The sequence below is a fragment of the Shewanella sp. CAL98-MNA-CIBAN-0140 genome, assembly GCF_040309905.1.
In the GTDB taxonomy this organism is placed as follows: domain Bacteria; phylum Pseudomonadota; class Gammaproteobacteria; order Enterobacterales; family Shewanellaceae; genus Shewanella; species Shewanella psychromarinicola.
Window position 1 is genome coordinate 1 of record NZ_JBEOPI010000032.1, and the last position, 19057, is coordinate 19057.

Below are 19057 nucleotides of genomic sequence, written 5' to 3' on the forward strand. Positions count from 1 at the left end.
TCAAGCGGTATCAAGCGGTATCAAGCGGTATCAAGCGGTATCAAGCGGTATCAAGCGGTATCAAGCGGTATCAAGCGAAAAATCTAAACACCGACAGCTTCTCCACACCAGCTTTTTCACTATTTAATCTATACATTGTTCAACCATTTAATCTTTCTAAACAATCTCACAGATATCATCTGGATTGACCATTAACACAGCGTTCAATCCTAGCATTAGCTCTTATAGCATCTAGCAGCGAAGCGCCCTAGCCCCTAGGCTTGTAAACGCTCTCACCGCTCGTTATCGCTTGTCATCGCAGAATACCCGCAACCCTTCTTAGCTCTTATAGCATCTAGCCGCGAAGCGCCCTAGCCCTTAGGCTTTAACGCTCTCACCGCATTGTCGTCCTTATCGCTTGTCATCGCTTGTCATCGTTTTCCATCAGCTTTCACGCTTGTTATCTATTTTGCCATTTTTATAAGCGTTTCTTGAGCGTTATAATCTGCCAATCAAACTCTAAATCCGAAATGGCAGTCGATTTAATTTGATGCTTTAGCTGATCATTCGCGCGCCAACCAAATACTGACATGTCGAGTAATGTTATTGCTTGCTCACCGGTCACCGACTGCGTAAATGTCACTTGTTGTTGCGCATCAATTTCAACATCATTGGGTAAATTAAGCTGCAGTGTTTTTTCCACTAAATCAGGATACACTTGCTGCTTGATTTGCCATAAATGGCGAATGCCTGGCTGCAATAACACAATACGACCATCATCTTTTAAAATACGAATGCACTCTTTACCCTTCAAGGGTGAATCAAGTACCGTCACAATATCGATAGATTGTGATTCAAAAGGTAATTTCTTTAGTGCCAACAATAATAAGTTAGCCGGGGTTTCAGCTTTAGCGGCTGCAAAGATAGCATTTTCAGCATCGGTAATACCCCAGTGCTCACATAATACATTTGCTTGAGCTAACGCAGGCACAAGCTGGCGCAAATAATAACCATCAGCACATTGGTAATCGATATGCTGTAGCTGAGTTTCGCCACGTGCTGCACACAAGTCTAATAACACAGTTTGAAGTTGTTTAATTAGCGGTGCAAACAAACCTGACTCCAATAAAAAATGTCGCCCACGCATTTGCTGGCGAGACTCCACTTTTGGCTTAGTTTTGGCCTTAGTGTTGCTCAGCAGTGGCCAGTAGCCCTTAGGGTTTTTATCAAAATGATGTTTGTTCTCACAATAAAATCCCGATGAAGCTTGATGTTGCTTTAGTGAAGCCGAACACTCTGGACATAATAAAGATAAAGTCATAATTACACTGATAGTTAATTGAAAGAGAGTAAAACAAAACGGGTAGAAATACCTAGTATGGTAAGACTACCCGCGATGCAAAAAAACGTCGCTTAAGTGTTTATCTTAAATATAGAGCAATCCAAGCAACACTGCACCAAGAGCAAGACGATATAACACAAACGGTGTCATACCTATTTTGCTAATAAACTTTAAAAAGAAATGGATACATAAGTACGCAGCAAAAAATGATACGACAATCCCTAAACCAAGTGCTTGATAATCAATCGGGTCTGGACTACTGACTAAGTCTTTAGTCACCAATAACGCTGCCCCAAAGCTCACGGGTACAGACATGAGAAATGAAAATCGAGCAGCCGCTTCACGCGTCAAGCCTAACATCAGTGCTGCCGTCATCGTGGCACCAGAACGTGAAGTACCTGGAATTAATGCCATTGCTTGAGCAATACCAATTAATAGCGCCTTTTTCCAACCCATTTGAAATTCACTTAACTGGGCTTTTGACATTCTATCGGCTAGCCACAACAGTAAGCCAAAGAAAATGGTGGTTATCGCGATAACCAAGGTATTTCTAAAATGCGTTTCAATAAATTCTTTTGCGGTAAATCCCACAATCACAGCGGGGATAGTAGCCAAAATTATCCACCACGCCAGTTTACTTTCTTGAGTTTGTTGCTTGCTGGCTAAGCTGGTAAACCATGCCTTAGCCAGTGCGATAATCTCGTAACGGAAATAAATAATCACCGCAAATAAAGAGCCTGTATTGACCGCTACATCAAATGATAAACCTTGATCTGCCCAACCTAAAATTTGTGATGGTAAAATTAAATGTGCCGAGCTAGAAATCGGCAAAAACTCTGTAAGCCCTTGAATTAATGCCAGCAGAATAACTTGAAACGTTTCCATATTTGTCCTTGTTAGAGATTAACTTATCGAGTAATTATTAACGGATTAGTCGCTAATAATTCTGCTGGGAACTCAAATGCGATAGGCCATAATTGCTGACACTGTTTATCGTAATGCTGCCAAAGTATTTGATAGGTTTGTAACGTCACCGGATGACATAAGTTAGGAACTAACTCTGCCAAAGGCCATAATACAAACGCATTAAACAAAATTTCGCCTCGGGGTAATTCAACGGGGATTTCACAAATAACATCGTCATACAGCAACAAGTCAATATCAAGACTTCTTGGGCTAAATTTTTTCTCGCCTCTAATACGGCCGTTATCTTGTTCAATTTGTTTAAATGTTGCCACAACCTCTGTAATCGATAACTCGGTATCGGCGGCCGCCACCATATTTAAAAAATTAGTGCCTTTAAATCCTACCGATTCACTCTCAAAAACGCGCGATAACTGTAACGGGCCAAAATGTTTCTGTAAATCAACCAAACCGGCTCTAAGATGTTGCGCAGGCGAAATATTCGTGCCTAAGCTAATGTAAATACGTGCCATTGACTGACCTAATGCTAAACAATAAAAAGAAAATAAGACTTAAATAACCTGATCTCGGGATAAGAGATGAAAATATAATGATAAAGATAAATCTTAGTCATTATATCTATCAAACTTGCCATTTGTTTTACTAACAAGGCGAATTAACGCGTCAATAGTGAGTCTATTGCAAGTTGATTCAACACCGTTAGGAAGGCAAAGGGCTGTTTGAGAGTCGTTTGTTATCCCGAGTTCAGGTTAAATACTGCCGCGTTCAATCTCAACACCGACAGAAACGGCATGGGGTATTGCCCCAGGTTTCATCACCACGACTTTAACCCACGGCACATTAAATTCATCTTGCAAGCAATGGGCGATCATTTCGGCAACCGTTTCAATCAGATCAATCGGATTTTCAGTAATTAACGTCGTTAAACGATTTGATACCGTTTCATAACACAATGCATGTTGGTAATTATCACTGGCAGCCGCAAGACGATTATCCCACGCCATATCTAAATCGATGAGTAATGTTTGATGAAGTTTTTTTTCCCACTCATAGATACCAATAATGGTCTCTATCGCTAACTGACGGATGAGTACTTTATCCATATAAATTCCTACCTTAATCGACGCAAAAAAACCACAAGATCACTCTAAACAAACTTTATTACCGATTATATGCTTAATAATCCACATTTAAGCTTTTTCCTAATGAGTTAACGCAGTAGGATAGGCGCTATTATGCAATTAACATCAATCAAATCTTTAATGTTAACGCAAAGGCGGCTTTAGTGGTTACTGAAAATCACTTGTCTTGCAAATGAATGCGCGATGATACCCTAAGAAGAGTAAGGAAACCAATTTGAACGCCGTTACCGTCACCATTTTGATGATCATTGCCGCCTACCTAGCGGGTTCGATCTCAAGTGCCGTACTGGTTTGTAAAATAAGAGGTTTACCCGATCCAAGAACCAGCGGTTCTGGCAATCCCGGTGCCACTAATGTGCTACGCATTGGTGGAGTAAGTTCTGCTGCTATGGTACTTTTTTTCGATATGCTCAAAGGCGCTCTGCCTTCTTTTCTGGGCTACAAAATGGGACTTGATGCCGTATCATTAGGTTTTATTGCTGTCAGCGCCTGCTTAGGGCATATATTGCCGATATTTTTTGGTTTCAAAGGGGGTAAAGGTGTTGCGACAGCCTTTGGTGCGATGGCGCCCATTGGTGGTGATTTAGCAATATGCCTAATCCTGACTTGGATTGTATTTTTGCTTTTAACACGTTATTCATCTGTTGCAGCAATGGCAACCGCCACCTTAGCGCCCTTGTATACTTGGTGGTTAGACGAACGCTTTATTCTTCCGGTCGCCATGTTGTCAACCCTGATTTTAATCCGCCACAAAGACAATATTGGCCGTTTACGTCATGGTGAAGAAAGCAAAGTCTCACGAAAAAAAGCGATAAAAAAACCCAATACCAACTAGTATTAGGTTTTCTATGGATTTGAAGATCAGAACAATCATTTAAATCAGTCGCATAAACTTATCGGTTAATCAACCGCAGGTAACGTATCCAAAGGCCAACGAGGTTGACCTTTAACGGCAAGTTCTTCTATATGTCCAGCACGTAACCGTTGTAATCCAGCATAAGCAATCATCGCACCATTGTCGGTACAAAACTTCCCACGAGGATAATACACTTGACCGCCTAAACTAGTCATCATCTCAGCCAATGACTCTCGTAAGCGCGTATTAGCACTCACACCACCAGCAATCACCAAACGGGTATAACCCGTCTGTTTCAAGGCACGTTTACATTTTATGGCTAGGGTATCAACAACGGCTTCTTCAAATGCACGAGCAATATTAGCACGTGTCTGTTCATCATCAGGCTCTTTAGCAATTGTATTTGCCGTAAATGTTTTTAATCCAGAAAAACTAAAATCTAATCCTGGTCTATCCGTCATCGGACGCGGAAATTTATACCCTGCAGGCACGCCTTTTTGGGCTAATTTAGCTAACCGTGGACCACCCGGATAATCTAAACCCATTAGTTTGGCGGTCTTATCGAAAGCTTCGCCTGCAGCATCATCAAGAGATTCACCTAACACTTGATACCGGCCAATGCCTTCAACTTGTACTAGCATTGAATGGCCGCCAGACACTAATAAGGCTAAAAAAGGAAATTCTGGAGCGTTATCTTCCAGCATGGGCGCTAATAAATGCCCTTCCATATGATGTACACCGATTGCCGGCTTGTTCCACGCATAGGCCAACGAACGCCCCACACAAGCCCCAACAAGCAATGCACCCATTAACCCAGGCCCCTTGGTGTACGCCACACCATCGATATCATCTACACTCGAATTTGCTTCGGATAAAGCCTGTTTAATTAATGGCACAATTTTACGAACATGATCACGAGAGGCAAGCTCAGGCACAACACCACCGTAATCGGCGTGCAATTTAACTTGGCTATATAGCACATCTGACAACAGGCCCAATTTATCGTCATAGACTGCAACCCCAGTCTCGTCACAAGATGTCTCAATACCGATAACCCGCATAATCTCTCGTCTTCATTAAAAATATGGACGCTAATTCTACCCGTCTCAGCGTAAATACTCCAATGTTTCAGTATTTGATCTCAACTCGGGATTTGATCTCAACTCAGTATTTGAGATCCGCTCGGGATTTGAGATCAACAAACTGTTTTGAATGAGCTAACATTGACTATTTTGATCTCAAACTTGAATTTTAGGCTGATAACAAGACGAATTTATGCGTCAATAGCAAGTCTACAGCCAGTAGATTCAAGACCTCTATTGGCGCAAACGGCTGTATGATATGCATTTGTTATCTCCAGTGGCGACTATTTAAGCCAATAACGTTTTATAAAATCTTAAAAATGAAACTGTTACACCTTAGCTAAAGAGAAAATCAATCAGGGGTTTACAAATGGTCGTCGCTCGGTGTAAAATTCCGCACCATTTTGAATAGCCTTTGGTTTGAGCTAAATCACTAAAAATGTTTAGTCGATTTAGTCATCCAGCATAACTACACCTAAGGGGTGATGGCGTATGCCAATAATTAAAGTACGTGAAAACGAACCATTCGACGTAGCTCTTCGTCGTTTCAAGCGCTCTTGTGAAAAAGCTGGAATTCTAGCTGACGTGCGTGCTCGTGAATTCTACGAGAAGCCTACTACTGCCCGTAAGCGTGCAAAAGCAGCTGCAGTTAAGCGTCTAGCAAAGAAGCTTTCTCGCGAAAACGCACGTCGCGTACGTTTATATTAATCTCATTATGAACTTAACCGATCAGCTAAAAGACCAAATGAAAGATGCTATGCGTGCTAAAGAAAAAGTGCGCTTAGGAACAATTCGTATGGCGCTTTCTGCCATCAAGCAGATTGAAGTGGATACCCGCGAAACTCTGACTGATGAGCAGACAATAGCTGTATTAACCAAAATGGTAAAACAACGCCGAGATTCGATTGCTCAATATGAAGCCGCGAATCGTCCGGAGTTGGCCGCAGCAGAAGCAGAACAAATTCGAGTTATCGAAGACTTTTTGCCTACGCCGCTAACCGAAGATGAAGTTGCAGCGATTATCGATGCAACGATCATTGACGTTGGTGCGGCATCCATGGCGGATATGGGTAAAGTAATGGGAGCATTAAAATCTAAAGTTCAAGGCCGTGCAGATATGAGTGCCATTGGTACAATGATCCGCGCTAAATTGAAGTAATCAAGTTTTAATGTTGAATAAGCCGTGCACTTGCACGGCTTGTTTGTTTTAATCAGTTGATAAAGTAAATTCGAGAACAACAGCAATCAATGGCGATACCTCGTGATTTTATCAATGAGCTAATAGCTCGAATAGACATAGTCGATCTAATTGATCGTAAAGTCCCGTTGAAAAAAGCCGGTAAGAATCACTCGGCTTGCTGCCCTTTTCATAGCGAAAAATCACCCTCTTTTACCGTCAGCAGAGATAAACAGTTTTATCATTGTTTTGGTTGCGGTGTTCATGGCAATGCCATTGATTTTGTCATGGAATATGATCGACTAGAATTTATTGACGCCATTGAAGAGCTTGCAGGTCAACTTGGTCTTGCCGTACCACGGGAGCAAGGCACAGGGAAAAGACCCGACCAAGGATTAAGTCGCGATTTATATGAACTGATGGAAGAAGCCAATCTCTTCTATCAAAGCCAACTTAGGCAGCATACAGACAAACAAAAAGTTGTTGATTACCTAGACTTCAGAGGTTTATCAAATGACGTTGTTGAACAATTTGGTATCGGGTTTGCCCCCGATGGTTGGGATGGTTTATTGGGTCGTTACCGGCAAAATTTGCCCGCCCAAGATAAATTACTGACAGCAGGCATGCTTATTGCCAATGATAGCGGTAAACGCTATGACCGTTTTCGCGACAGATTAATGTTCCCAATACGCGATCGTCGCGGTCGTGTTGTGGGATTTGGCGGTAGAGTTTTGGGTGACGGTACCCCAAAGTACTTGAATTCGCCAGAAACGCCCATATTTCATAAGGGTAATGAACTTTATGGTTTATATGAGTTAAAGCAAAAACACCGTGATCCACAGCATGTGTTAATTGTTGAAGGATATATGGATGTCGTCGCACTCGCCCAATTTGGGGTTGATTATGCGGTTGCATCTTTAGGGACTTCGACTACTGCTGAACAATTTCAGCTTTTAGTGCGTAGTGCAAAACAGGTGGTCTGTTGTTATGACGGCGACCGTGCAGGCCGCGAAGCTGCTTGGCGTGCACTCGAAACAGCATTGCCACTGTTAAAACCGGGTGATCAAGTCAAGTTTATGTTTCTACCGCAAGGTGAAGACCCAGACACTATGGTCCGCAAAATTGGTAAAGAAGCATTTGAAGCCTTAATGCAAAAAGCCATGTTACTTCCCGAGTTTTTGTTCGACACATTAAGTGCTAACCACGGGACAGATAAAGGGGCATTAGCCAAGCAAGCAATCTCGCTAATTGAAAAGGTACAAGATACCGTCCTACAAAATTTATTGCTAGAAAATCTGGCACACAAGTTAGGCATGAACAGTGCCGATGACTTGAAAAAGAAGTTAGGTTTTTCTGCAAAACAGAAACCATTAAATGCGAAAGGCTTACAAGGTCGTGGCACGCCATTAAGATTGGCTATTGGCCTCCTGATCCAAAACCCAAGTTTAGGCTTTGGTTTGGCAAAACAGCCAGCACTAGATCGATTACAAATGACCGGCATAGAATTGCTAAATCATTTGTTAGATATAACTCGAGAGCAAACGTTAAACAGCGCACAACTACTTGAAATGCATAGAGAGCATCAGAAAAAAAGCACTCTAATTAAGCTAGCCCAATGGGAACATCAAGTGGCGGATGAAAACGTATTGCCAGAGTTTAAGCAAACCCTGATTTGGTTAAACAACCAATATATTGAACAACGATATCAGGAATTGAGTCTCAAACAGGCTTTAACGAAAGTTGAAAAAATGCAGCTAAAAAAGCTGATTTCGATAATGAAAGGCATAGCGAAGTAATACGCAATTTATTCGTCAAGAATGTGCGTACAAACATTGCCATGGACTAGCTAAGGTTAGCCCATACAGCTATAATTGACGATTTGCGCGCCACTTAGTAAAGCTAACTGGCCTATCGTTTTAACAGTTACCCAAAATTGGATGATATCTATGGATCACACTCCGCAGTCGCAACTTAAACTGTTGCTCGCTAAAGGTAAAGAGCAAGGTTACTTAACCTATGCAGAAGTGAACGACCACTTACCTGCAGACATGGTCGATTCCGATCAGATTGAAGATATTATCCAGATGATAAATGACATGGGTATCCGCGTTTTTGAACAAGCGCCAGATGCCGATGACATGATGATGTCGGAAGACAACACAGACGACGAAGATGCTGCAGAAGAAGCAGCGGCAGCTCTCGCAACCGTAGAAAGTGAGTTAGGCCGAACCACAGACCCTGTCCGCATGTACATGCGCGAAATGGGCACGGTAGAGCTACTTACCCGCGAAGGCGAAATTGTTATTGCTAAACGTATTGAAGAAGGTATTAACACTGTACAGAGTTCTGTCAGTGAATACCCTCAAGCGATCGCAATGATCTTAGAGCAATTCGATAAGTATGAAGCTGAAGAATTGCGCTTGTCTGATATTATCTCTGGATTTATCAATCCTGACGACGATGACGTCGCACCTACTGCCACCAATGTTGGTTCTGAATTGGCTGACAATAAAAAAGATGATGATGACGACGATGATGAAGAGGAAGAAGGCAACAAAGGGCCTGATCCTGAACAAGCCAAAGAAAAATTCACTCAACTCAGAGAAGCCTACGAAAAAAGCTTAGGTATTATTGCTGAAAAAGGCCGTGATCATCCTGAAGCGATAGGCTCATTATTTGTTATCGGTGAATTATTCAAAGAATTCCGCTTAATCCCTAAACAATTTGACCGTTTAGTCAAAAGCATGCGCAGCATGATGGATCGCGTACGAATTCAAGAACGGTTAGTCATTAAGCTTAGTGTTGAACAAGCTAAGATGCCAAAGAAAAACTTTATTAAAGCATTCACCGGCAATGAAACAAATTTAGATTGGTTTAACAAAGAAAAAGCAAGCACCAAGCCTTATGCTGAAGGTTTGCGGATGATCACCGATGACGTAACGCGTTGTGTGACAAAGTTGGGGGCTATTGAAGTCGAAACCGACTTAACCATCGCAGGCATTAAAGACATTAACCGTCGCATGTCTATCGGTGAAGCGAAAGCTCGTCGTGCGAAAAAAGAAATGGTTGAAGCTAACTTACGTTTGGTTATTTCTATTGCCAAAAAGTACACCAACCGTGGTTTACAGTTCTTGGATTTAATTCAAGAAGGTAACATTGGTTTGATGAAGGCCGTAGATAAGTTCGAATACCGTCGTGGTTATAAGTTTTCGACGTATGCAACGTGGTGGATCCGTCAGGCAATCACCCGTTCAATTGCTGACCAAGCACGTACTATTCGTATTCCAGTACACATGATCGAAACGATCAACAAGTTGAACCGTATTTCTCGTCAAATGCTTCAAGAAATGGGCCGAGAGCCGTCTCCTGAAGAATTAGCAGAACGTATGATGATGCCTGAAGATAAAATTCGTAAGGTACTGAAAATTGCTAAAGAGCCAATCTCAATGGAAACCCCAATCGGTGACGATGAAGATTCGCATCTGGGTGATTTTATCGAGGACACGACCCTGGAGTTACCACTAGACTCAGCAACCAGCGAAAGTCTTAAGAACGCCACACACGAAGTCTTAGCAGGCCTAACCGCTCGTGAAGCAAAAGTACTGCGTATGCGTTTTGGTATCGATATGAATACAGACCACACCTTAGAAGAAGTGGGTAAGCAATTTGATGTAACACGTGAACGTATTCGTCAAATTGAAGCCAAAGCGTTACGTAAGTTACGTCACCCTTCTCGCTCTGAAATATTAAAGTCTTTCCTAGACGAGTAAACTGACGGTTTAGTCTTTTATGACCATGAAAACCCAGCATATGCTGGGTTTTTTTATTTGCATTCTAAGCTGCTAGTTGTAATTTTTTATCTAATACCAATTCTAATAATTATCTGGTCATTCAGCGGGAATTCTGCGCCTTCTAGGCAAGTAATAGGATTGTAGGCATAGTTGTTCTCGGCAACAGCTCCTGCGTTGCTCTATCTCCTGCATCCATGCAGTCGTACGTCAAAATCATATTAAGCAGTATAGAAGGTGCAGAAAACCGCCCTTGGGAGCCACTCAGGCTTTCCATTTTTTTGTTGCATTGTTTTATAAGGGAACAACCATTATTTCAACAATGCGCCTCAAACTGAAAAACCTGAGTGACTCTGATTGAGCACATTATTAATGGAACTGGTATAATTTACGCGGCACAATGACTTATCAGATTAAGCCTAAATGCTCATGCCCATGCAAAGATATAGCCTTCACAACACTCTCTTGACGACATTTTAAAAAAACTATCCGCATTAGTTCATGTTGGTCAAAGCATGCCATCAATCAGATAGTCAAGTGACTTGAGCGATGATATTTTAGAAAAAATATCCGCATTAGTTCATGTTGGTCAACACATGCCATCGATGAGACCGTCAAGTGACTTGAGCGATAATAATTCAATTGTTCCTGCAAACTTAAGATAAAAAAAGCCCACGCTATTGCGTGGGCTAATCAAGGATGAAATCAGCGGTTTATTGCTGTTTTCTGCTCGCTGCTTTATCAAGAAGCGTTAAGATGTTTTTATATGGAATACCCGAGTGCGTCGTTAAACCAACATCACAGGTTGCAGAGACTGAGTAACCATGGGTACAACCTTTATCTTTGGTCTCTTCTTTTAAATGACGAAGTCCATGTTCATTAAGCTCAGGGTAATTCATACCGCGGTTGCCCGCCATACCACAACAACCTACATTCTCTGGCACCACTACTTCAGTGGCGCAAAGCTTGGCAAGTTCAGTTAATTTGCCTGCCATACCGAGCTTACGCGTGGTACAGGTTGGGTGAACAGCTACTTTTTCAACAACTTTGTTTATTTGCATACGGTCAACCATGAATTCAAAAGCAAACTCTTCAGGGCCATACATCTGCAAACGGCTATCACAAGCACGGCGCATCCGCTCAAGACAAGCAGTGGTTGCCACTAGGATAGGATACTCACCATTATTAGAGGCTTTTAACAACCACACCGAGAGTTCATCAGACTTACGGTCGGCCGCATCATCATGACCATAAGACTCCCAAGGTTGCCCACAGCATAAACCTTTGGTTTTCTCACCTAGAATTATCTCAATATTGGCCTTTTCAAATAGGCTCACGATGGTTTCGGGTAAAGAGCGCTGATCGTCATGTTTAGCACTAGTGCCCATCATGCGGTTCAAACATGCAGGGAAGTACACGGCTTTCATGTCACCATTGGTTTTGCGAGTTGGCAAGGCTTTGCCTCGTGTCGGCATCCCTTCAGTCCATAACGGCACCGGCATACCTGGCATAACTTTACGCACGATTTTGGTTATAGCGCCCATACCAGACTCGCCAATCACTTTACGGGTAATATCGGTGGCACCTAAAGCAAATCGAGCGACCGATTCCATAGTGCCAAAACGATCGGCAGTGAAATCAGAAATTTTCTTATCCATATTGCTGGCCCCTTCGGCTCGCAATACCTTCATATATTTACCGGTATCAATCGCCATTGGACAACCTAGCTTACACAGGCCATCTGCAGCACAGGTGTCAATAGCAAAGTAAGGATAGTCCTTTTTCAGCGCCGCCAAGACATCAGGCTCGTTGCCCGTGGCTTCTAGCGTTTTCATCACGCGCGCAACGGCGGTACGTTGGCGTGGAGACAGGGTTAAACCATGAGCCACACAATGCGGTTCACAAAATCCACACTCAATACATTTATCCACAATACTATGCACTGCTGGCATAGGCTTAAAGCCTTTAGCATGGCAAAGTGGGTCGTCATTAATGATGACGCCAGGGTTTAAAATACCGTTTGGATCAAGCGTATTCTTGACTCGCTTCATCAAGTCATAGACTGCTGTGCCCCATTCTTTTTCAACGAAGGCAGCCATACCAAATCCGGTGCCATGCTCTGCCTTAAGCGAGCCGTCATATCCCACAACAAGATCACACATCCCTTGCATAAAGCCTTCGAAACGATCCACTTCAGCTTTAGAGGAGAAGTCTTGTGCGAAGATAACGTGATAGTTACCTTCAAGTGCGTGACCATAAATCACCGCATCATCATAACCATGGGCAAAAGATAAGTTTTGTAAATCTATGGTTGCCTGCGGCAACACTTCAATTGGGAAGGCTATATCTTCGATAATACAAGACGTGCCGACCGGACGCATTGAACCTGCGAGCGGGAAAATCGCCTTACGAATAGCCCACATATTGGTAATTACAGCAGGATCTTGGGTAAACTCGACGTCATGATACAAACCATGTTTTGCCATAATCGCTGACATTTTAGCAACGTTGGCATCGATCTGCGCTTGGTTATCGCCAAAGGTCTCGAATAATACGGCCGTCACATCTTTGTGCACATTGTTTAAGAAGTCTGGTGTTTCATACTTAGACTGGGCAACAGCTTTCAGAGCGAAGTTATCTAACAACTCCGCCGCGTTGGTCTCTTTGAAGGCATCTCGTCGCAGCTCAACAATCGCCTCACAAGCACCGCGAAGTGAATCGAAATAAACCATAGACGACGCAGAGAATTTGTTTTTCACCACACTTTTCATGGTAATTTCTGATAAGAAGCCGAGCGCACCTTCCGAGCCAACCATCAAGTGTAAGATAATGTCGATAGGGTCTTGATGATCAACAAATGAATTCATACCAAAGCCAGTCACGTTTTTAATCGAGTACTTACGCTTGATACGACTAACTAATTCTTTATCAGCCATGATTTCGTCACGAATGGCTTCAATGCCTTTGATCATCTCAGGGTGATGTTTTTTAAACACTTGACGACTTTGCTTGCTTGCGGTGTCTAAAATCGAACCATCAGCAAATATAATTCGAGCAGAGTCAATTAACTGATAAGAGTTATGGTGCGTACCACAGTTCATACCAGAAGCATTATTAGCCACAATACCACCGGCCATCGCCGAGGCAATCGTGGCCGGATCGGGACCAAACTTCCATCCCAGAGGTGCCAGTGCACCATTAAGTCTAGAGCCAATCACTCCGGGCTGCATTTGTATCTTCTTGCCGCCCTCTAACACCTTAAAATTATTCCAATGAAGACCTGCGACCATCAGAACTGAATCAGAAATCGCCTGACCACAAAGCGCTGTACCTGCGGCTCTAAATGTCACAGGAGTAGAGCTCTGATAACATTGCGCCAAGACTTTTGACGCCTCAGCTTCATCTTTAGTGTGGACTACCATTTGTGGACGTTTTTGGTAGAAAGAAGCGTCTGTACCCCATGCCACGCGGCGTATGTAATCGGTATTGACTCTTGAAGGCTCAAGGAGTTGGCCTAGCTTATCTGCAAGCACTTTCAAATTAGATTGCAACATGTGTGTATCCCCATTCATGTCATCTCTATGTGAACAGAGTCCTAGTAGACCCCATCTAAAAAACTTTATGCCGACTACGCATCAAACTTGATGACCTCGACATAACCAAGATGAGCTTTTGGTCAGACGTTCCCGCATGTTCATTTCTACTGATATCATGCAAGCATTTATTCCCACACTATTTAAGACCGCAAATCTACACTCGTGCTTGTGTTGTTGTTACCTTGATTTCAAGCTCAAGCCAATTTTTCGTCTAAAAACAATAAAAATAATTGTCACTTGCATCCATAACCATTCTCGCTATTTAAGAAGACATTATTATGGGGCAGTACATGGGTTTACAGACTGACGCAATCACACCTTGACTACCTTTTTAACAGAGATAAACGCAAGATACTGCAAATACTTAAGACCTTAGTCTCAACCTTTAAATCAGCTCGAAATTTGCACGATTAACGTGAGCGACACCCGCATCTTAAAACACCATCGACCCGCATGATCACAAAACCTAACAAAGCAAAACCCAGCACGCACATCGTCGTCACAGAACATGCAAAAACATGCGTTATAGCATCACTTAATTGAAGGGGTATTGTCTTTTTTCGCAGCATTGCGCCGAACAGCTGGCATTGAGGATAGTTCTCATTTGGGACTGACTTTATAGACTCACTCACACCCGAGATCCATAAGGAATGACATAATCCCTGACCCATTATTTTTCGACCAAAAAAAACCATTAGCCACAACTGTGATCAAAGTATTTATTTCATCTTAAACTGCGACCAATATCTGCCAGAATTTTATTTGATATTTAGTTGCACTGATTAACAGATAACCAGTTGAATCATTTCAACAGAATTCTTGCAAAATCAGAGGTGACAACCACAAATAAACTTCGTATACTGCACACGCTTTCGATAGTGACGACTATCTTAAGTCGGCCCCTTAGCTCAGTTGGTTAGAGCATACGACTCATAATCGTCAGGTCCCCAGTTCGAGTCTGGGAGGGGCCACCAATTAAAAAACAAAAAAGCCCATTGAAAAATGGGCTTTTTTGTGCCTGAAGTAAAATAGTACATTCTAATTGAGCTAGTAAAAAAGTGATGGAAATTAGCCGGGGATCAAATAGGGAACATTTTGCCGACAATTAACTCAGCAATATTTCAACCATTATGTTGTAAAACTCAGCTCAAAATAAGTTGATAGACCTCTAGCGTCAGTCAATACCCAATTCTATTAAGAGCTCACCTGTAAGCTGACTCAATCGTTTGAAGGATTGATCTTGTTTCGGATTCATCTCAATACCAAACAAATTTTTGAAGAAGTGGTTGTGAGTTTTATATAGAAGTAGCTCTTTTTCAATTAGAGGTATGTATTCGTTCATGGTAGTGGTGATATGCTCATTATGCTTTCGAATTGTGAGCAGTTCCGTCTTGGCTTGAGGAAGAAGTTGATATAATTTATCAGTTTCATTAATCAGTTTAGCTTTTTGAATCTCCACCAACTTCACTTTTTTGTAGGCATTCTTAGTCGTAAAGTAAATCATAGGTGCAGCAACTATTCCCCCTAACACCCAAAAACCTCCAGCCATACCTGCACCTCCGGTAGCAAGAGAACCACCACCAAACCAAGCTAAAGTTGCATTGGTAGCAGCAACACCTGAAAGTGATGAAATAGCTGTACCTGTGGAAGCAGAGCCTACGACCGTCACTACACCCCAAGCCCCAAGAGCTGCTGTTCCACCAACTAGACCACCAAATCCCATCCTCATTGAGGTAATACAACCGGTGGAGAACTTTTCATACTGTCGAAGTGTAGGATAAATATTTGTACCGGCTTTGGATTTTAATACCTTTTCAACAGGCTTCAGTGTTTTGTTCAGTTGCTGTAATATATTACCAGTAGCAGATAAGATTTGTTTAGTGCGATTTTCAATTGAAATCAAACTGTCTAGAGTTGGTTTATACATAGCCTCATAAAAATCCAAGTAATGCTTATTTTGCCTCTCCAGTGAGTAAGAACCTCCAAATGAGAAGGCTGCCCCAAGCAACTTGCCAGAGTTTTTTAAGATCCCTCTTTTTGTATCGTTAGGGACAAAGAAGATTTCTTCATATATTTCATCCAGAAACTCAAATGAGCCTTCAGAAATGTGTTGGAGGTTCATTTTTTCACATTTTACAGTGTTCCTATACGCAATCACTGAGTTCTTGGTGATTTGATACTGAGTCAGGTAACGATCTAGATCCGATCTTATAATCATGGCAAAAATAAACTCCACTCCCTAGGTGTAATTAAGCAAAAACACATCGATATTGGGCCCAACTTTTTAGGCATAACCGACAGTTGCTTACCCGACAAAATATCTAGTAGACTTATACAACCAAACGTTTTCCTTTGCTTCATTTCGGCTTATAGGTCTGGATTATATGAATTTACTTTGTACCTAAATATCTTTAGATTTAGGGTTAAGTAAATCTTTATGTTTTTCTTGGTAAAATTTTACCTTCTTATTTATTTCTTCATTTTCCCTTGCGAGTGAATCCTTTTTAGCACTAAGAATTGGCTCTATTGTTTGTTCAGTATTTAACTTGAACACCTTTATGTTTTCAATTAAGTTTTCAGCTTCAACTTTTAATTTTTTTGATGCTTCATCGTCTAATGGTAATTCCATTTTTATTTTTTTAATTAAATTGCTGTTCAAAGCCTCAAAATGAGATAGCTTTACCTTGCTTTTATATAGCATATGGTTAGCTGAAGTACGAAGGGAAATATCTGAATGTATACCCATGGACATCATACGAGAGAAACAATCTAACGTAATACCGATTGAATACAACAATCGCGATGGTTTTTCACTTAATGAGTTCATAAATTTTAAATAAGAATTTTGTTCATCCAATTTTTCTTCCAAAAAAGTGTTTATGTTGGTTTTGCTTTTCACTGCTGATTTAAAAAAAAATTTTAATAACGTTAGCAAAATTTATCCTTCCCCTGGTCTGTTTCATATTTTCTATTGTGACTAAATATAGCTAAGCGCCAGTAAAACCGTATGAACGTTCGATTTTTAGTCAATTATCTAGAACCGGAATTTATTATATTACTTTGTCCATGAATCTATATTCAGAAGGGAAATGTCGTCACTCCAATCATCAAAATCCAATTATTTACTATAGATGTAATTGGTTATATTTTGGCCTCTGATCATTCAAACCATTATCCAACTGCTTCTGTCATGTTACTCTTAAAAAAATCAGAGTATTGACTTTCTTTACTCACATCAAAAACTATCAGATTTTCCACAGAGCGAGTTATAGATGTATACACAATTTCCGGCGTATCTCTCTCATCCATTAGATAGAATACCGTTTTTGATTCTAACCCCTTAAAACTATGAACTGTTGATAGTTTTATTAACCCACTATTTGCATAAAAATGATTCTTTTTTGTTCGACGCGCTAACTCCACATCAGACTTTAATCCCTTATAGCTGTAGATAATTTTTCTCAACTCTTCCTCAGGCATTAATTTTAGATTTTCCAAGGTAGTTATATGACCATATGTAGAAATTAACTGGTGAAGCTCTTGATAAGTTTCAAACATACAGTGAGTCTTTTCAATCCCTTGAAATTTTTCAGCTAACTTTCGAACGAGATAAATGTTAGAGGATAATATAACCACATCATTTGGATTAAAGTTGTTAGCCCTAATCGTTTTTTGAATAAGTTCAAATGATTTATTCACCCAGTCATCAATAAAAAAGTGATAGTCCATAATTTCAAACGTAAGCCCATGCTGCACAAAAATTGTTTCTAACAATTCAGAGTCTGAATATTTTTCGATCAAATACTTTGACTGAAAATCTTTAAAAACTTTGTTGAGAGGTGACTTAAGGCTTGTTCTATATGAGCGCTTTAACTTCTTCCAACGCCCAAACCCTTGAGCTATAACAGCTGCTCGTTCATTATCTCGTCCGTAGATATTCTGTGATTCATCGCCAAATAAAACCATTTCACCATCACTAACGAGAAAGTTATCTCTAAGTATTTTGACCCATTCATTCTCGAAATCTTGTACTTCATCAACTAAAATTGTTTGATAACGTGGTAATGAGTAGTCTTGAAAACTATCTGTTTTATAAAGACGTTCTACCCCATAACGGTCCATGAGTTCACTGATATCCAGTCCTGTTTCATTGATTTGAGAATTGTAGAACTGATGGTAGTTGGTGACAGCAAAGTTTTGCTCATCCCTATAACCTAATATGTCACTAATCCGATCTTTGATAAGATTTTTGAGAGTAATGTTAAAAGTGATTATAAGCACACGATCTTGGTGCCGAGCAAAGGCATTAACAGCTCGTTGAGCAATGATTGTTGTTTTACCACAACCAGCAACGCCCTTGATTTTCTCTTGCCTAATTTCACTCTTTGCCAATTTAGATTGCTTGTCATCCAAAGGCACTGGTTTACCTTGCTTCAAAACATGTTCACATGGCATGAGGCGTCGCTTTAGGTCATCATATACACGTTCATCGAAGAGGACATGGGATTTTGTATTCCTGATTATTTTTACAAAGGATTCTAATCGATCGTCACTAAAAATCATTGATTTATCACGACTTAAATTACGCTTGATATGTGAAAGCACTTGTGATTGGCGCTCGTATTGATCAAACTTGATATGCCCTATTCGGAAGTTTGAATTCAGCTCAGACAACTTTTGTTTTAATTCCTTTTCAGCATGCTGATAAAAATTATCAATCTGATATTTCATTGTGTGATGCAAATAAACATAAGGATGAACCAGATTAAAAAAGTAGCGATTTCTTAACCACTCTAGCCCTAGAACAGGCAGATGTAACTGGTACAAATTTTTCTTGTATTTAAAAGCTTGCGATTGAGGTGATGAAATTTTGGAAGAGCCGCTTGGTGTTTTAACCAACCATTTATTATAACTATCAACCTGATAATTGCTTAAGTTATAGTCTTTAACCTCTATTACAAATATCGCTACGCCTTCTTTTAACAATATAAAATCTGGCCTGTCTCCATCTAAAAAGGGATTGAAAAAAACTTCAAAACTATCATCTAAATGCTCATTAAAATAGTTCAGAAGATGTAACTCCCCCTTCGTAGGTTTAACTTTTAGCCTAGATATGTTTTCAATCGATGGGAAAAATCTAGCCATATATTATTCCTACAAAAAATGGAGTC

General features: G+C 40.9%; 14 protein-coding genes and 1 tRNA gene. 6 read left to right on the plus strand and 9 right to left on the minus strand.

The annotated features are described in order from the left end of the window. Positions 1-457 precede the first annotated feature (457 nt). The 4 genes from AAEY93_RS15520 to folB form a co-directional block, all read right to left on the minus strand. Positions 458-1300 (minus strand): class I SAM-dependent methyltransferase, encoded by an 843-nt coding sequence (locus AAEY93_RS15520; RefSeq protein WP_351078138.1) that lies wholly within the window; start codon positions 1298-1300, stop codon positions 458-460. A 105-nt stretch (positions 1301-1405) separates the two neighbouring features. After that, positions 1406-2206, minus strand: coding sequence for an undecaprenyl-diphosphate phosphatase (locus tag AAEY93_RS15525; RefSeq protein ID WP_101034485.1), 801 nt, complete (start codon positions 2204-2206; stop codon positions 1406-1408). Between the two features lie 23 nt (positions 2207-2229). After that, positions 2230-2757: a 2-amino-4-hydroxy-6-hydroxymethyldihydropteridine diphosphokinase gene (gene folK, locus AAEY93_RS15530; RefSeq protein WP_101034484.1), complete on the minus strand. Its 528-nt coding sequence runs from the start codon at positions 2755-2757 to the stop codon at positions 2230-2232. Between the two features lie 237 nt (positions 2758-2994). Then, a complete protein-coding gene (folB, locus tag AAEY93_RS15535) occupies positions 2995-3348 on the minus strand; it encodes a dihydroneopterin aldolase (RefSeq protein WP_101034483.1) in 354 nt (117 codons plus the stop codon). 280 nt (positions 3349-3628) lie between these two features. Between folB and plsY the strand changes: the two genes are divergently transcribed. Continuing rightward, a complete protein-coding gene (gene plsY / locus AAEY93_RS15540; RefSeq protein ID WP_372491467.1) occupies positions 3629-4222 on the plus strand; it encodes a glycerol-3-phosphate 1-O-acyltransferase PlsY in 594 nt (197 codons plus the stop codon). 65 nt (positions 4223-4287) lie between these two features. Here the strand turns inward: plsY and tsaD are convergent, their stop codons facing one another. Further along, positions 4288-5304 (minus strand): tRNA (adenosine(37)-N6)-threonylcarbamoyltransferase complex transferase subunit TsaD, encoded by a 1017-nt coding sequence (tsaD, locus tag AAEY93_RS15545; RefSeq protein WP_124012268.1) that lies wholly within the window; start codon positions 5302-5304, stop codon positions 4288-4290. A gap of 513 nt (positions 5305-5817) precedes the next feature. On the opposite strand from tsaD, the gene rpsU reads away from it, so the two are divergent. From rpsU to rpoD, 4 genes are all read left to right on the plus strand, one after another. Beyond that, the gene (gene rpsU / locus AAEY93_RS15550; protein WP_006080725.1) at positions 5818-6033 is read left to right on the plus strand and encodes a 30S ribosomal protein S21; all 216 of its coding nucleotides are present in this window, start codon (positions 5818-5820) and stop codon (positions 6031-6033) included. A gap of 7 nt (positions 6034-6040) precedes the next feature. After that, complete coding sequence (locus AAEY93_RS15555) at positions 6041-6484, plus strand: GatB/YqeY domain-containing protein (protein ID WP_101034480.1); 444 nt, start codon at positions 6041-6043, stop codon at positions 6482-6484. Between the two features lie 89 nt (positions 6485-6573). Continuing rightward, positions 6574-8298, plus strand: a complete 1725-nt coding sequence (gene dnaG, locus AAEY93_RS15560; RefSeq protein ID WP_351078145.1) for a DNA primase — start codon at positions 6574-6576, stop codon at positions 8296-8298. Between the two features lie 150 nt (positions 8299-8448). After that, positions 8449-10272, plus strand: a complete 1824-nt coding sequence (gene rpoD / locus AAEY93_RS15565; protein WP_351078148.1) for an RNA polymerase sigma factor RpoD — start codon at positions 8449-8451, stop codon at positions 10270-10272. A gap of 731 nt (positions 10273-11003) precedes the next feature. Here rpoD and AAEY93_RS15570 read toward each other — a convergent pair. After that, positions 11004-13844, minus strand: coding sequence for an FAD-binding and (Fe-S)-binding domain-containing protein (locus tag AAEY93_RS15570; protein WP_351078151.1), 2841 nt, complete (start codon positions 13842-13844; stop codon positions 11004-11006). Between the two features lie 939 nt (positions 13845-14783). On the opposite strand from AAEY93_RS15570, the gene AAEY93_RS15575 reads away from it, so the two are divergent. Continuing rightward, positions 14784-14860: transfer RNA gene (locus AAEY93_RS15575), tRNA-Ile, on the plus strand. 200 nt (positions 14861-15060) lie between these two features. Here AAEY93_RS15575 and AAEY93_RS15580 read toward each other — a convergent pair. The 3 genes from AAEY93_RS15580 to AAEY93_RS15590 form a co-directional block, all read right to left on the minus strand. After that, the gene (locus AAEY93_RS15580) at positions 15061-16008 is read right to left on the minus strand and encodes a hypothetical protein (protein WP_351078154.1); all 948 of its coding nucleotides are present in this window, start codon (positions 16006-16008) and stop codon (positions 15061-15063) included. A 279-nt stretch (positions 16009-16287) separates the two neighbouring features. Beyond that, positions 16288-16821 (minus strand): hypothetical protein, encoded by a 534-nt coding sequence (locus AAEY93_RS15585; RefSeq protein ID WP_351078157.1) that lies wholly within the window; start codon positions 16819-16821, stop codon positions 16288-16290. A 236-nt stretch (positions 16822-17057) separates the two neighbouring features. Next, positions 17058-19031, minus strand: a complete 1974-nt coding sequence (locus AAEY93_RS15590; protein WP_351078160.1) for a nuclease-related domain-containing DEAD/DEAH box helicase — start codon at positions 19029-19031, stop codon at positions 17058-17060. Positions 19032-19057: the final 26 nt, after the last annotated feature.